The following is a 14,930-nucleotide window of genomic DNA, read 5'->3' on the forward strand; positions in this document are numbered from 1 at the left end:
GCCAATTAATCTAGAGTTGGGCAAAGTAGATAAAAACATGGAGTAAATAATATGACCTTATTAGAACAACTGAATATAAAGCATCCTATTTTTCTTGCTCCAATGGCTGGTGTTTCTACTCCCGAACTTGCAGCCGAGGTTTCTAATCAAGGTGGTTTGGGCTCACTTGGTTTAGGTGCAAATACGGTCGATGCTGCACGTGAGCAAATTTTACGCACTCAAGAGTTGACCGATTTTCCATTTCAAACCAATTTCTTCTGCCATGAAACAAGCCCATTAGATGAAGTCGCTGCACAAGCGTGGATTGCATATTTTGAGCCAATCTTTGAACGCTATGGCGCAACCGTACCAAGGCAACTGAATTGTATTTATCCAAGTTTTAAAGATCATGATGGATATTTAGATCTTGTACTAGAAACAAAACCGCAAGCGGTCAGTTTTCACTTCGGGATTCCACATGCACATCAAATTCAGGCTTTAAAAGATGCAGGGATCATTACCATGGTTTCAGCAACTAACTTAGCCGAAGCCCAGGCGATTGAAGCAGCTGGAATTGATATTATTATTGCGCAAGGCATCGAAGCAGGTGGACATCGGGGTATCTTTAACCAAACTTTTGATAGTGCAATTAAAACCAGCGATTTAGTACAACTGATTCGTGAACATTGTACCCTGCCAGTAGTTGCAGCCGGTGGCATTATGAATGGTCAGCAAGCACAGTCAATGCTAAACTTGGGCGCCTCTGCAGTACAAATGGGTACAGCTTTTGTACAATGTAAAAGCTCGAACGCCAATCCAGCTTATCGACAAGCTTTATTTCAGCAAAACATTACTCAAATGACCGACAGTATTTCTGGACGCCCTGCCCGTGGTTTAATTAATCATTGGCATACACAGATAGATACACCAGATCGTTTAACTGTGCCCGCCTATCCGTATACCTATGATCTTGCAAAACAGTTGCATGCAGCAGCCGTTACACAAGGTGAACAAGGTTATGCTCCGTTTTGGGCTGGTAGTAATGTGAGTCAGATTCGTGAACTAGAAGCAGCAGATTTAATTAATCAGTTGGTTTTGGAAATGATTCACGCACGCTAAGTTTAGGCACAGCAAACTCAACTGTGTATCACAGTTGAGTTTTTATTTAGTTCCAAACAAGCTAAAGCATATATTTGCATGCGATTACTTTGTGTCTAACAAGTTCAAGGTTTCAACCTGCACATCACTCATAATTTCACCATGCGCAAGTAACTGATTAAAGTAATCTTCTACTACTTTATATTGTTCTGCTGTGGTTTCCACTCGATACATATTTTGACGGAATTCATTACTGGAATGTAAACCTTTGGTGTACCACGCAATATGTTTACGTGAAATACGACAACCTGAATATTCGCCATAGAACTCATACAGCTCAGCTAAATGTCCGAGTAATACTTTTTGAACTTCTGCAATGCTCGGTGCTGCTAACAGCTCACCCGTTGCTAAATAATGTGCGATTTCCCGAAAAATCCACGGACGTCCCTGTGCTGCACGCCCAATCATAATTGCATCTGCCCCTGTAAAGTCTAAGACGTATTTGGCTTTTTCAGGACTATCAATATCACCATTGGCAATCACAGGAATATTGAGCATACTTTTCACTTCTTTAATCAGTGAATAGCGCGCTGTGTTTAAATACATATCTTCGCGAGTTCGGCCATGTAATGCTAAGGCCGCAATGCCTGCTTGTTCTGCGCGTTTGGCAACTCGTAAAATATTTTCTTGCCCATTCAAAAAACCTAAACGGGTTTTGAGTGTGACAGGCACATCTACCGCAGCAACAACGGTATCTAAAATGCGCGCCACCAAATCTTCATCTTGCAATAAAGCTGAACCTGCCAATTTATTGCAGACTTTTTTAGCAGGACATCCCATGTTAATGTCAACAATTTGCGCTCCATTAGCGACTTGATAACGTGCGGCTTCAGCTAAATCATGCGGGTCTGAACCAGCAATTTGTGCGGAAATTGGTGCAAGCTCCCCATCAAAATTGGCACGATAGAGACTCTTTTTACTCAGGCGCAAAGTTTTATCAGAAGTCATCATTTCACTGACCGCATGCCCTGCACCAAAGTACTTGCACAGGGAACGAAACGGTCTATCTGTGACGCCTGCCATCGGGGCAACGATCAAATTATTTGACAGTTGATAGGGACCAATATACATATATATTCTTAACTTTAACGATTGGCATAGTATACTGCATCTGCCCTTTGGGCTCATCCTTTTGGAACGAGTTTTCCTTATCTATGAAAGACACTGTATTCAATTCTTTGATGAAATCCTTCAGCGTGCTGGTTTTATCACTCAGCTTGGCTGCATGTGGAGATAGCGCTTGGTGGTCTAAGGACAATGAGCCAACCCTTGAAGCAGAACAAATCCGCAAACTTATTCCGAATCGGGTCAGTGAGCGTAGTTCTTGGGCAAAAGATATTTACGATATTTCAGAGCAATTAGGCATTCCACAAACCAAAGAAAATATGTGTACCATTATTGCCGTGGTGGATCAGGAATCAAACTTTGTAGCCGACCCTCAAGTCTATGGTCTGGGCGAAAAAGCAGTTAAAGAAGTACAAGACCGTTTGGATGAGAAGTTTAAAGATAAATTGGGCGAAGCGATTGGCGGTACGGTCGCAGGCTATTTTCAGGATGTACTAAAAAACCACCCAAGCCCTGAAGATAACTATTTAAGCCAAATGCGTCGGGTAAAAACCGAACGTGAATTAGATGAATTGTATCGTGAAATTTTTGACTATATGGCCAAACATTATCATGTGTCTGCGCTAACAGGTGCTGCCAAACTGTTTGGACAAAATATTGGCGAAAAACTTAATCCAATTACTACTTTAGGCTCGATGCAAGTACATATTAGCTATGCCAAAGAGCATAAACGCCAAAGCGGTAACATCGCAGAGTTACGCAGCGATCTATACACTCAATATGGCGGATTATATTACGGGATTCATCGTTTAATGATGTATCCTGCCGATTACGATCAACCGCTATACCGCTTTGCTGATTATAACTCTGGCATGTATTCGAGCCGCAATGCAGCATTCCAAAGTATGCTGAATGATTTAACCGAAGCAGAATTAGATTTAGATGGTGATTTGCTGCTTTACACTAAAGATGGTAGCGTGCGTAATGCAAAGAGTGAATCTGAACGTGAATTAATTGCCGTTTTTTCCAAACATAATATTTTAGTCACCCCACGACAAATTCGTGCAGACCTAAAAAAAGAAAAAGAAAAGAAATTTGAAGACACTGCAACTTATTTGGCGGTCACAAAACTCTATAAAGCGCAAACGGGCAAAGAGCCATTTTATGCCATGATGCCGCAAGTGGTCATTTCAGGGCCTAAACTGAGTCGAGATTACAACACCAATTGGTTTGCTACGCGAGTCAATGGACGTTATAAAACATGCATGCAAAAAGCCAAAAATATAAAAATCTAGCCCTATTTGATTTTGATGGAACCCTGTGCTGCAAAGACAGTTTTACAGGGTTTATTTTCTATGCTTTATCTAAGCGGCATATTTTTAAGCAAGGTTTAAAAACCTTGCCTTGGATTCAGGCTTACTATTTAAAAGTCTATCCTGCACATTCCATGCGCCCTAAATTGTTTAATGCTATGTTTAAAGATGCAAATACAGCTGAAATATTAGCACTTGCACAGCGCTACGCAGTAGATTTAATACATGATCTTAACCCACAACTATTACAACAATTAAAGCAGCATCAATTCAATGGAGATGAGGTGGTGGTTGTTTCTGCAAGTGTGGATATTTATTTGCAATATATTTGTCAGCAGTTAAATGTCGATTTGCTTTGTACTGAAACAGAAATTAAAAATCTACAATTTACAGGGCGATATTCAACACCTGATTGCAGTCAGGAACAAAAGAAAATACGCATTTTAGAACAATACGATTTAGAAAATTATGCAGCTATTTATGCTTATGGCAATAGTGATGAAGATGAAGCCATGCTGAGTTTGGCGACTTATTCTTATATGGTGGGTAGTGATCATTCATTACCTGAAATTGTAGCTTATAAAAAACGGGCCTGATTTTGATGAATGATATAATAAAACCACAATTTGAATTGTGGGTTTTTTAAGTTACATGTAGCAGATGCCGCCTATGGTGATTACTTTTTTATACCCAGAATAGAAAATAAAAATAGAGTTTTATCTTAATAAAATAGCTGATGATTCAGCATAAAAATAACGACTACAACACCTAAAGCAATAAAAAAGGTGACACTTTACAGCATCACCTCTAATTCAAAATAGAAGTATAGTTTTAAACCAAGATCAATCACTTAATCTATTCGTACTAAACAACTCATTTGTAAGTCACTTATTTCTTAAACGGAAAAGCATATTTCACAATACGTTTAAGCACACTACCGTACTGTTTGACTAAGCTCGCATTGTTGTAGTTCAAGCCATATTTTTCACACACCGCTTGTACTTTTGGCGCCATTTTACGGTAGCGGCGTGCTGGAATGTCTGGGTACAAATGGTGTTCAATTTGGTGGCTTAAATGCCCTGTCAAAATGTGGAATGCTTCAGAACCTGTAAGATTCGATGAACCACGAATTTGACGCATATACCAGTGACCACGGCTTTCGTTTTGCATCACAGACTTCGGAAATACTTCTACATCCTTAGTAAAGTGGCCGCAGAAAATTATACTGAATGTCCAAATATTGCGAATCCCATTCGCAACCAAATTACCTGTAAACACTGGTAAAGCCGCAGGGCCTGCAATCAATGGAAAGAACACATAATCTTTAAACAATTGTTTTCCGATTTTCTTCTGCATAGGTTGCCATTCTTTTTTAGCTTGGGCTTTGCTTTTGCGACCATTCAAAATTTTACCGATTTCTAAATTCTGAATTGCGACACCCCATTGGAACAATAAGCAGAATGGAATACTGTATAAAGGTTGCAATAAATAGCCTGATCTCCAACGCTGTTCGGGGAACAAACGCACCAAACCATAGCCAATATCATCATCCATACCTTTAATATTGGTATAAGTATGGTGTTTAAAGTTATGGGTTTGACGCCAGTTGTCTGAAGTACCTACCGTATCCCATTCATAACTTGCACCATTGAATTTAGGGTCATTCATCCAGTCATATTGACCGTGCATGACATTATGACCTAACTCCATGTTTTCCATAATTTTGGCAAAGCCTAACAAGCCTGTACCCAAAACCCATGCTGGCGGAAACCATCCTGCGAACAATAAGGTACGACCTGCGATTGAGCTATAACGAATGGTTGAATAAACACGGCGGATGTATTTGGCATCTTTTTCACCAATATCATCCAAAACTTCTTGTTTGATGGCGTCTAATTCACGGGCAAGCTCGTCTAATTCAAATTGTGTAAGTTCACGGTTTTTAGGATTGCGAAAATATTCTATTTTTACTGGCATATTCATAATCGTAACTCATTTATAAATCAATAATTAAATCGGTTTGTGCTGAATTGACGCATATTTTCAATTGGTTATTCGGTTCGCTATTTTGAACCCCATCAACCAAGTTTTTAGTTGCACCTTCGGCCTTGTTGCATACGCATTTATGGCAAATACCCATGCGGCAGCCGTATTTAGGTTTAATATTTTGCTGTTCCAGACTTTCTAAAATAGATTTACCTTTTGGAATGGTGACAATCTTTTTCGATTGGGTCAGTGTAACTTGTACCAAACCAACATCGTCACTTAATACAGGCGTCATGCTAAAGGCTTCTGTTTTAAGTAAAGCCGCCTGTGTAAATATTTGTTCAACTTGGGTGGTAAAACCCGATGGACCACAAGCAAACACTGCACTTTGCTCAATTTGTGCTAAGTCTTGTAAATGTTCTGCATTTAAACGGCTGTGTGCCACACTCGGCTCTTGGGTATAAAACACTTGAAATTTAAAGTTTGGATATTGCTGTGCCCAAGCTTCAAATTGCGCTTTAAATGCTGCGTCTGTAAAGGTTTTTACCCAATACATTAAAATTACTGGAGTGCTCCCAAGACGACCAGATTTCGCCATATCCTGTAGCAAACTATACATCGGTGTGATACCACTACCCGCTGCCAATAGAATTAAAGGCTGAACTTGTACAGGCAATTGCATATCACCATAAGGCGTACCAAACTCCAAAGTATCGCCAACTTTGGCTTGCTCAACCAACCAAGTGCTGACTTTGCCCTGATCAACTTTTTTCACTGTCAACAGAACGTGTTGTGCATCAAGCTGAGTCAAACTATAGGTTCGCTCATAGCGCACGCCCTGAATGGTCACATAAACAGGATGATGCTGCCCTGCTGCACCAACTTGGAATTTATTATTGAATTGCAAAGTAAAGCTCACCACACCTTGTGCAGCAGTATCTATTTTCACAATTTTGCCGAGTGACTGATTCACCGACCATAATGGATTAATTTTTTGCAACCAGAAGTTTGCTGCATAAGGATCTAAGACTGCCGAAGCAATACTGGATAAGGGTGATTTTCTTTTTTCAGTTAGCTGCATGATTCAGCACCACACGATGAAATTTTAATTATTATACACATGTATATATATTTGTATATACATCTGTATTGTTTCTAATCGTTTCACAAGTACTGGCGCAACCGCTATAATGCCTCTAAGCTTATAAATTATTGAAAATATGACTCAGCCTGCCATGAAAACAAACCATGATGTGACTTTTCCAGAATCAGAAACGGTTCGTGAGCCTCTTGTCGTGCGTACGGTTGGGCGTAAAGCCACAATTACAAAACAAGAGTTATTTCAGGCAGCATTAAATTTAATTGGCCCACAAAAAAGTATCGCATCTTTAAGTTTGCGTGAAGTTGCACGTGAAGCAGGCATCGCACCAAACAGTTTTTATCGTCATTTTAAAGATATCGATGAACTTGCGATTGAACTGATTGATCGTGCAGGTGTGGTGTTGCGTCAAATTCTGCATGAAGCACGTTTAAAAGCAACAAAACAAAACAGCATTATTCGCAGTTCTGTTGAGGTATTTATTGAACAACTAGATACCGATGAGGGCAATTTAAGTCTGTTACTGCGTGAAGGTTATACAGGTTCAACCTCTTATAAACTTGCTGTTGAGCGCCAGTTGAATTATTTTCAGCAAGAATTGCAGGATGATTTAATTCGTTTGGAACGTTTAAATAACAGTAAATTGGCACATCCCGACATTGTCGCAAAAGCCATTACACAACTCGTATTTAATATGGGCGCGAAAGTCATAGACATGCCTGCGACTGAACGTAAAGAAACTGCCGAACAAACCATGATTATGATTCGTATGATTTTAGAAGGTGCACGTCATTTGGATGATGCCAAAATTCGTTAACATAACACAGGATAAATCGGACGATTTTCCTGAATCAGGTCACGCGCGTTTAAGCATTTAATTGCTAGACTTTGCTATTAACCGTGTTGTTTTTGAATTAATTTCTGCACATATGTTGCTGTGGTTTCAGGATTCTCCAAAGGAAACATGTGTCCTCCCTCGACCACACTAAACTCAATTCCATAAGTTTTTTGCATGCCTTGCGGTAAACCTTGCAAATAAAATGGGCTATGCCTTGCTGTAATTAAATGCACAGGTACATCTGGGGCTTTGCGTGGTGTGCGCCACCACCATGCAGGTACGGTTCTAAAAATTTCAGCTTCTACCCGTTTTGGAATTGTTAAAGTCACACCACCTCTTTGTGCGTCGACTTGTATGCCGCTGGCAAAATAATCTTCAAAACATTGTGCATCAAATTTTTTAAATAAACGGTTATGCCGCATAGCTTGATAGGCTTCTGCATGGCTAGCCCAATGATCTCGACGCTTCATGGTCACGGCGGCAGGTGTGAGTTGATCTACATATTTCAGTTTAAATTTTTGTAAAATTTCAAATAATGCCGACTTCGATCCAATCACAAAAGGTGGATCCATAATAATCAATTGAGAAAATAAATCTGGACGCTGATAGGCACACATCAGGGTTAATAATGAACCAAAAGAATGCCCTAAACCAATCACTTGTTGCTTTGGAAACTGCTGCTCAATGTCCTGAATCACTTGATTAATCAAATAGGTCCACTTATAGGTCACAGGAAATTCTGCTTGCATACCAATCAGTGGAATTGCCTTTAAATGATAATCTGCTTCAAAACATTGAAAAAACTTTTGATAACTGGCAGAAGGAATACCATTAGCATGGGTAAAATGAATTGCAGCTTTAGTCATTTAAAATACACTTAAAAGAAGAATATCGGGTCTGTGACTTGATCTATGCGTAAGCGCTTACAAATTCAACACTTGGCACATCAATCATAGATAAAAGATCAACAGCCCTTAAACTACGCATACAACTAAGTTTTGCAAATGACCAGAATGCTGAAAAAGATAAATTATGAGTCATTTTAATGACACATAAGCACTGATTGCTACTTTGTTTAAGTCTGTTATGTAAAAAATCTCGCACAACATTTTTATTGCGATATTAAAAAAGCACCCGCTAAATTGCTCCGTAAAAATGAGGCACAATACCCAACTTAAACCATGCAATTTAGAAGATGCCAAATATTTAAAAAAGTGATTGATTAAAACTGACTCAATACAAATACACCGACTAGACACCTGTAATTGAATGCACTCTTTATGGCTTTACCACCACCATCACCTGAATCGCTTCAGGCGTGACCGACAAACCATCTAATAATGCCACACCTTCTTTTTGCAATTTCTGTAAACGTGTAATTTCATCTTCACGAATACTTGGGTTAAATTGTTTCAAATAGCTTAAACGGTCAATCTCATATTGCCATTTTTTGCTATATACATCTTTGGCTTGTAGCTTAAATTCAGGCAATGCTGTTTTAGCCGATTCCAAAGCCTGTTTATAACGTGTTTCAATCACATCACGACGTGCTTTCACCACTTGGCGGCAACTGTTACCATCTAAATGATGTAAATATGGTTTTAAAATTTCAGGTGCTATTTTTTGCGATAAATCTTGACCTTTTTCGCTCAGCAAGACACGAATCAGTTGCTGCGGCAAGCTGGACGGTAAGTTCAGCGCTTTCGGTGCAATGACATCCACCTTAAACCAAACTTCTAGTAACACAGAACCTTGTGGCAAAGCGGCAGATTTTAATACCGCAACGTTGGTGCTACCAAAACCTTGTGTATTGATCATTTCCATCACGCTTTCTGTGAATGGATGCTCTAGGGTCAAATACTGTGCATCTTCACGAATTTGCGCCTGATCCCGATAGAACGTCGCGGTCATGCCTTCTTCGTCTAAGGTCAAACCTTGCACTTGCATTTGATCAGTTGGTTTAATAATCACCGTGCCATTGCTTTGTTCATCGAAGTCAATATTGGTCGAGGCCATAAAGCGCTTCATAAACATAGGCAACGTGGTATTGTCGTCGTAATCTTCTAAAGCTTGTACAATTTCCTGCGCCACCACAGGACGGCAAGAGTTGTATTCCAACAAACGATCTCGACCCGCTTGAAGTTCTGCTTCCAAAGCTTCACGCTGCACACTGACTGCTTCCAGCAAATCTTCAAACTGTTGTCCCAAATCTGCAAGTAAGCAGTGTTTTAAATCGACAATAAAATTTTCCTGCAAGGTTTGTGCAGTGGGTGAAATATTGCTAAAAATATTGAGTGCTTCGTTATACCAACGGAACATACGCTCTTGCGCAGTCCCCACCAAATACGGCACATGAATTTGAATACGGTTTTCTTGACCAATACGGTCTAAACGACCGATACGTTGTTCTAACACGTCGGGATTGGCAGGTAAGTCAAACAAAATCAGGTCTGATGCAAACTGGAAGTTACGCCCTTCGGAACCAATTTCCGAACACAATAAAATTTGTGCACCATAAGAATCTTCTGCGAAATATGCTGCCGCTTGATCACGTTCTAACAAGCTCATGCCCTCATGGAACATGGCGGTACGAATGCCTGCATGTAGGCGGAGCGCATTTTCAAGAGCCTCTACCACAGGACCGCTACGCGCAATTAAAAGCACTTTTTTGTGTTTTAAATCACTACGTAAACGCTCCATGAGCCACATTACACGCGGGTCAGTTTCCATCCAACTGCCATCGAGCTGTGCTTCTTCTGGCCACATTTGTTCACGCAACTTGCCATCTTTAGACCAGTTTTCTGGTGCAGGTAATGGCGCAGGCTGACAATCACGACCTGGGAAGCCCTGAATTGCTTCACGCGTGTTACGGAACAAAATACGCCCTGTACCATGACGGTCTAATAATTCGTGAATGGCACGGAAACGCTGCTCAGGGTGATCTTCAATGCGATGTCCCAATAAGCCTTCTAGTGCAGCCAAATGGCTTTCTTCCAATGCGGCATCGGACATTAAGACTTCGGCAATTTTTGCCGTATGTTGATATTGCGCTTCTTCATCCAAGAAACGGTCTAGTGAACTAAAACGTTGCGGGTCGAGTAAACGTAAACGCGCAAAATGGCTTTCTACACCCAGTTGCTCAGGCGTTGCTGTAAGCAATAACACCCCTGCGGTTTGTTCGGCTAATTCTTCGACCAGATCATAACGGTCATTACCACCTTCTTCTTCGCTCCACATTAAGTGATGCGCTTCATCGACCACCAGCAAATCAAAACCTGCTTCTAGGGCTTGTTCGCGTAAGTCATCGTGGTCAATCATTAAATCGACTGAAGCAATGATGCATTGTTCGGTCAAGAATGGATTCAGGTCAGGATCGTGTTCTTTAATAGATGCCGTACGGGTTAAATCAAACAAAGAGAATTGCAGATTGAAACGGCGACGCATTTCAATCATCCACTGATATTGCAGCGAATCAGGTACCAAAATCAGGATACGTTCCGCACGTCCTGTTTTGAGTTGCTGATGGATGATCAAACCTGCTTCAATGGTTTTACCTAAACCAACTTCATCTGCCAATAAGACACGTGGCGCAAAACGCTTACCGACTTCATGTGCAATATAAAGTTGATGTGGAATCAAACCTACGCGCGAACCAACCAAACCACGCAGCGGACTGCTTTGCATATTGGCTTGCATCAACAAGGCTTCAATACGCAGGTCGTACCATTCTTTATAATCAATTTGGCTGGCAAGCAAGCGGTCTAACGGTTTTGAGAGTTGGATACTGGCGCCAATACGAGTTTCATTCAGTGACTTCTTTTCTTCACTGCCGTCTTGCAAATGGCGCACTACGTTATAACGCAATACGCCATGGCGGTCTTCGACAGATTCAACCGTCCACACATTGCCTTCTTGGTCTTGAACTTCATCATTTACATTAAAAATGATACGCGATAAAGGTGCGTTATTGCGTGCATAGACACGGGTTTCATCACTTTTAGGGAATAAAATGCTGACCGATCGCTCATCTACATCAATCAGAACACCAAGTCCTAATTCCGTTTCTGTGTCTGATAACCAACGTTGACCAATAGCAAACTGCTGCAATTTTTCCACCTTTATTTAGAAGTTAGGACGTATAAATTTTTGCGCAAAACCTGCTGAGTATTTGAGCAAAAATTCAGGGCGTATAGCAATATATTTTGACACAAAGAGCACTAAAAAGAGAGCCTAAAGCACAGGCTTTGCGTAATCTTTTTCGCTTAAAATGGGACTGGGCAAGTAAACTGTACACGTTGCTCAGTTTGTGGATGCAGAAAACTTAATTCTGCTGCATGTAAACACAAACGAGGCATGAGTTGTTGCTGTTCGGGCGTGGCATACAAAGTATCACCAATAATTGGATGACCTAAATATTGCATGTGTACTCGCAGTTGATGCGAACGACCAGTAATCGGCGTCAGTTGCACACGAGTCACGATTTGCCCTTGCAATTCAAATTGCTCCAATGCGCGCCAATGCGTTAACGCAGGTTTGTTATGGGTTGCATCGGCAATGTGTAATGGTGGATGTGCAGGATCGTAGACCACTGGCACATCTACAGTGCCTTCACCTTGTAGTTGCCCTGCTACCAATGCCTGATAGGTTTTATCGGTTTGGCGTTCTTGAAACTGACGCGAAATTTGTTTTTGCGCCCATTTGCTTAAAGCAAATACCAAAATACCCGAAGTATCACGATCTAAACGATGAATCAGCAAAATGCGTGGTTCAATTTTAACCAGACGACTGATCACACAATCTTGCAAATCTGCTGTTTTACCTGGAACGGTGAGTATACCAGCGGGTTTATGGATTACCATAAACTCATCGTCACGATGAATCAGGTGTTCGCTTAGAAAATTACTCAATTTCAATTCCAGGCCTGATCGTGAAAATAAGGCGGCAATAATAAAAAGCCTGACACAGAATTACAATGCAAAATACATCAATACCAGATGAATTTCCCGATTTGCTTTGCTGAATCAGACAATCTGCCGAATTTTAAATCAGTCTGCTTTTAGAAATGTGGGTTTTATAGCATGGAGGAGGTTTTGTTGCATAAATATTTTTTAAGATACCGTTTTAAAGGTTTTTGAAAATTTGGATAGAAAAATACAATGAAATCATAGTGCAAGGTAGTTGCACAACAAAGCTGTTCTGAAGCTATATCTTTGATGGCGGGAGCAAGTGAAGCAAGAGGATTCATATTTAGTTTGATCTGGCTATTTTAGTGTTTAACAAGACCCTGATCTAAGCCTTTGATATTAAATTGAAGAGCATGCTCTTCAATTTAACCTAAAGCATAGATATTGTGGTGATATCTATGCCTTTTAGGAGAGGGTTAAGCAGAGGTCAAATTACGCCTTCATTTCCGCAAATGTTTCTTTTGCAGCTTGAATGGTATAGGCAATATCTTCATCACTATGCGCAGATGAAATAAAGCCCGCCTCAAAAGCAGATGGTGCCAAGTTCACACCACGTTGCAACATTCCGTGGAAGAATTTACGGAAAGCATCGACATCGCATTTCAGCATAGAATCAAAACTGGTGATGTCATCTTGGTCAGTAAAATACAAACCAAACATCGCACCGACTTGTTGCGTCTTGAATGGGATACCTGCTTCATCTGCCGCAGCTTGTAAGCCTGCCAACAATTTTTCCAGTTTCGCAGTTAAGTTTTCATAAAAACCTTCGGCGCGCAAATGTTTAAACATTTCAATTCCCGCACGCATCGCCAATGGGTTACCCGACAAAGTACCTGCTTGATACACTTTACCTAATGGCGCAATACATTCCATGATTTCGCGTTTACCACCAAATGCACCTACTGGTAAGCCTGCACCAATAATTTTACCAAGCGTGGTCAAGTCTGGTTTAACATTATAATGTGCCTGAGCACCGCCCAAGCCAACACGGAAACCAGTCATCACTTCATCAATAATAAAGACTGAACCGTGTTCATCACAGACATTACGAATTGCTTGCAAGAAACCATCAATCGGTTTAACCAAGTTCATGTTGCCCGCAACAGGTTCAACAATCACCCCTGCAATTTCAGCACCAAACTTTGCAAAACATTCTTTTAAGGTGGCGATATCGTTATAGGGCAAAGTCAGCGTGTGTTTGGCAAAATCAGCAGGAACACCTGCAGAAGTTGCTTCACCTTCGCCGCTGGTTAGAAGGCCAGAACCTGCTTTGACCAACAGCGAATCTGAGTGTCCATGATAACAACCTTCAAACTTAACGATTTTGTCACGGCCTGTATAACCACGCGCTAAACGAATTGCAGTCATGGTTGCTTCTGTACCTGAGTTAGTCATACGAACCAATTCAATGGAAGGCATAATTTCACAAATAATATCGGCCAAAGTCGTTTCATGCACTGTTGGCGCACCAAAACTCAAACCATCTTCAGCTGCAGCTTGCACCGCCTGAATAATGGCAGGATGGGCATGGCCTAAAATCATTGGCCCCCAAGAACCTACATAGTCAACATAGCGTTTGCCATCGACATCGTACAAATAAGCACCTTTGGCTTTTTCAATAAATACAGGGGTACCACCTACCCCGTTAAATGCGCGTACAGGTGAATTCACCCCACCAGGTATATGTTTATTGGCTTGTTTAAACAATTGTTCTTGCTTTGGAGATAAGCTCATGGAGGCACTCAACTTAAAAAAATAAAAAAAATTAGCTGTCTGCTTTAAGCTTCTGCTTTGAAAAGTGCAGACCAATCATAAACACGCTGTGCAACAGTATGCATCGGACGTCCTAATATATCACTTATCACTGCACATAAATCGGCACCTGCATCAATGACTGCCTGACTGTTTTCAACAGTTAAACCACCAATCGCGCAAATTGGTACATTGAGTTGTTGCTTCGCCTGTGTAAGTGTGTCTAATGTGAGTGTACTTGCCTCTGGTTTGGTTTCAGTTGCATAGACTGCGCCAAAAGCCACGTAGTTTGCACCATCGGCAATGGCTTGTTCTGCCAATTCAATCGAGTTATTACAACTGCGACCAATCAATACATCTTGAGGTAAGCGTGCAACTGCTTCAACAATAGAGCCATCCTCTTGACCCAAATGCACACCAACACCATATTTCACTGCAGTTTCAAGATCATCATTAATCACAAATGGCACTTTGTATTGATCACACATCGATTTCATATATTCGATTTCGTATGCCTGCTGAGCTTGAGGCACATTTTTACGGCGATATTGCAACACCGCGACTTCATAAGTTGCCATCGCCCCTTCTAGTTTTGCCAAAAGCAGTTCGATAGGATCATCATTGGTAATCAGATATAAACCGCGCATAATCTCAGCCACAAATAATACAAGGTCTGCATTATTACATATTCAAGCGACATGCGTCAGAACCTCAGGCTTAGCAAGTTTTTTTATAGGGGCTCAATAAGCTTCTATTTTGTTTGGGTTTTATTGAGT

Annotated in this window: 12 protein-coding genes; 4 read left to right on the top strand and 8 right to left on the bottom strand. The window is 40.8% G+C overall.

The window, feature by feature from the left end; all coding sequences use genetic code 11:
• Positions 1-51 precede the first annotated feature (51 nt).
• Complete coding sequence (locus tag LZP46_RS09070; protein ID WP_236093639.1) at positions 52-1,098, top strand: NAD(P)H-dependent flavin oxidoreductase; 1,047 nt, start codon at positions 52-54, stop codon at positions 1,096-1,098.
• An 84-nt stretch (positions 1,099-1,182) separates the two neighbouring features.
• Here the strand turns inward: LZP46_RS09070 and dusB are convergent, their stop codons facing one another.
• Entirely contained in the window at positions 1,183-2,208 is a 1,026-nt protein-coding gene (gene dusB, locus LZP46_RS09075) for a tRNA dihydrouridine synthase DusB (protein WP_236093640.1), read from the bottom strand.
• Between the two features lie 83 nt (positions 2,209-2,291).
• On the opposite strand from dusB, the gene LZP46_RS09080 reads away from it, so the two are divergent.
• Both LZP46_RS09080 and LZP46_RS09085 read left to right on the top strand, forming a co-directional pair.
• Positions 2,292-3,497 (top strand): DUF1615 family protein, encoded by a 1,206-nt coding sequence (locus tag LZP46_RS09080; RefSeq protein ID WP_236093641.1) that lies wholly within the window; start codon positions 2,292-2,294, stop codon positions 3,495-3,497.
• Complete coding sequence (locus LZP46_RS09085; protein ID WP_236093642.1) at positions 3,464-4,111, top strand: HAD-IB family phosphatase; 648 nt, start codon at positions 3,464-3,466, stop codon at positions 4,109-4,111. The genes LZP46_RS09080 and LZP46_RS09085 overlap by 34 nt, the downstream gene beginning before the upstream one ends.
• 292 nt (positions 4,112-4,403) lie before the next feature.
• On the opposite strand, the gene LZP46_RS09090 is transcribed toward LZP46_RS09085, so the two are convergent.
• Positions 4,404-5,498, bottom strand: a complete 1,095-nt coding sequence (locus tag LZP46_RS09090; protein ID WP_236093643.1) for a fatty acid desaturase family protein — start codon at positions 5,496-5,498, stop codon at positions 4,404-4,406.
• Positions 5,499-5,511: 13 nt separating this feature from the next.
• On the bottom strand, positions 5,512-6,582 hold the full coding sequence (locus tag LZP46_RS09095; RefSeq protein WP_236093644.1) for a ferredoxin reductase: 1,071 nt from the start codon (positions 6,580-6,582) through the stop codon (positions 5,512-5,514).
• Between the two features lie 154 nt (positions 6,583-6,736).
• On the opposite strand from LZP46_RS09095, the gene fabR reads away from it, so the two are divergent.
• Positions 6,737-7,417 (top strand): HTH-type transcriptional repressor FabR, encoded by a 681-nt coding sequence (gene fabR, locus LZP46_RS09100; RefSeq protein WP_236093645.1) that lies wholly within the window; start codon positions 6,737-6,739, stop codon positions 7,415-7,417.
• Positions 7,418-7,494: 77 nt separating this feature from the next.
• On the opposite strand, the gene LZP46_RS09105 is transcribed toward fabR, so the two are convergent.
• From LZP46_RS09105 to thiE, 5 genes are all read right to left on the bottom strand, one after another.
• On the bottom strand, positions 7,495-8,304 hold the full coding sequence (locus LZP46_RS09105; RefSeq protein ID WP_236093646.1) for an alpha/beta fold hydrolase: 810 nt from the start codon (positions 8,302-8,304) through the stop codon (positions 7,495-7,497).
• Between the two features lie 412 nt (positions 8,305-8,716).
• Positions 8,717-11,554: an RNA polymerase-associated protein RapA gene (rapA, locus tag LZP46_RS09110; protein WP_236093647.1), complete on the bottom strand. Its 2,838-nt coding sequence runs from the start codon at positions 11,552-11,554 to the stop codon at positions 8,717-8,719.
• 146 nt (positions 11,555-11,700) lie between these two features.
• Positions 11,701-12,345: an RluA family pseudouridine synthase gene (locus LZP46_RS09115; RefSeq protein WP_442863498.1), complete on the bottom strand. Its 645-nt coding sequence runs from the start codon at positions 12,343-12,345 to the stop codon at positions 11,701-11,703.
• Positions 12,346-12,834: 489 nt separating this feature from the next.
• Positions 12,835-14,136, bottom strand: coding sequence for a glutamate-1-semialdehyde 2,1-aminomutase (gene hemL, locus LZP46_RS09120; RefSeq protein ID WP_236093648.1), 1,302 nt, complete (start codon positions 14,134-14,136; stop codon positions 12,835-12,837).
• 44 nt (positions 14,137-14,180) lie between these two features.
• Complete coding sequence (gene thiE, locus LZP46_RS09125; RefSeq protein ID WP_236093649.1) at positions 14,181-14,801, bottom strand: thiamine phosphate synthase; 621 nt, start codon at positions 14,799-14,801, stop codon at positions 14,181-14,183.
• Positions 14,802-14,930 lie beyond the last annotated feature (129 nt).

The organism is Acinetobacter sp. SCLZS86 (genome assembly GCF_021560715.1).
Classification (GTDB): Bacteria; Pseudomonadota; Gammaproteobacteria; order Pseudomonadales; family Moraxellaceae; genus Acinetobacter; species Acinetobacter towneri_A.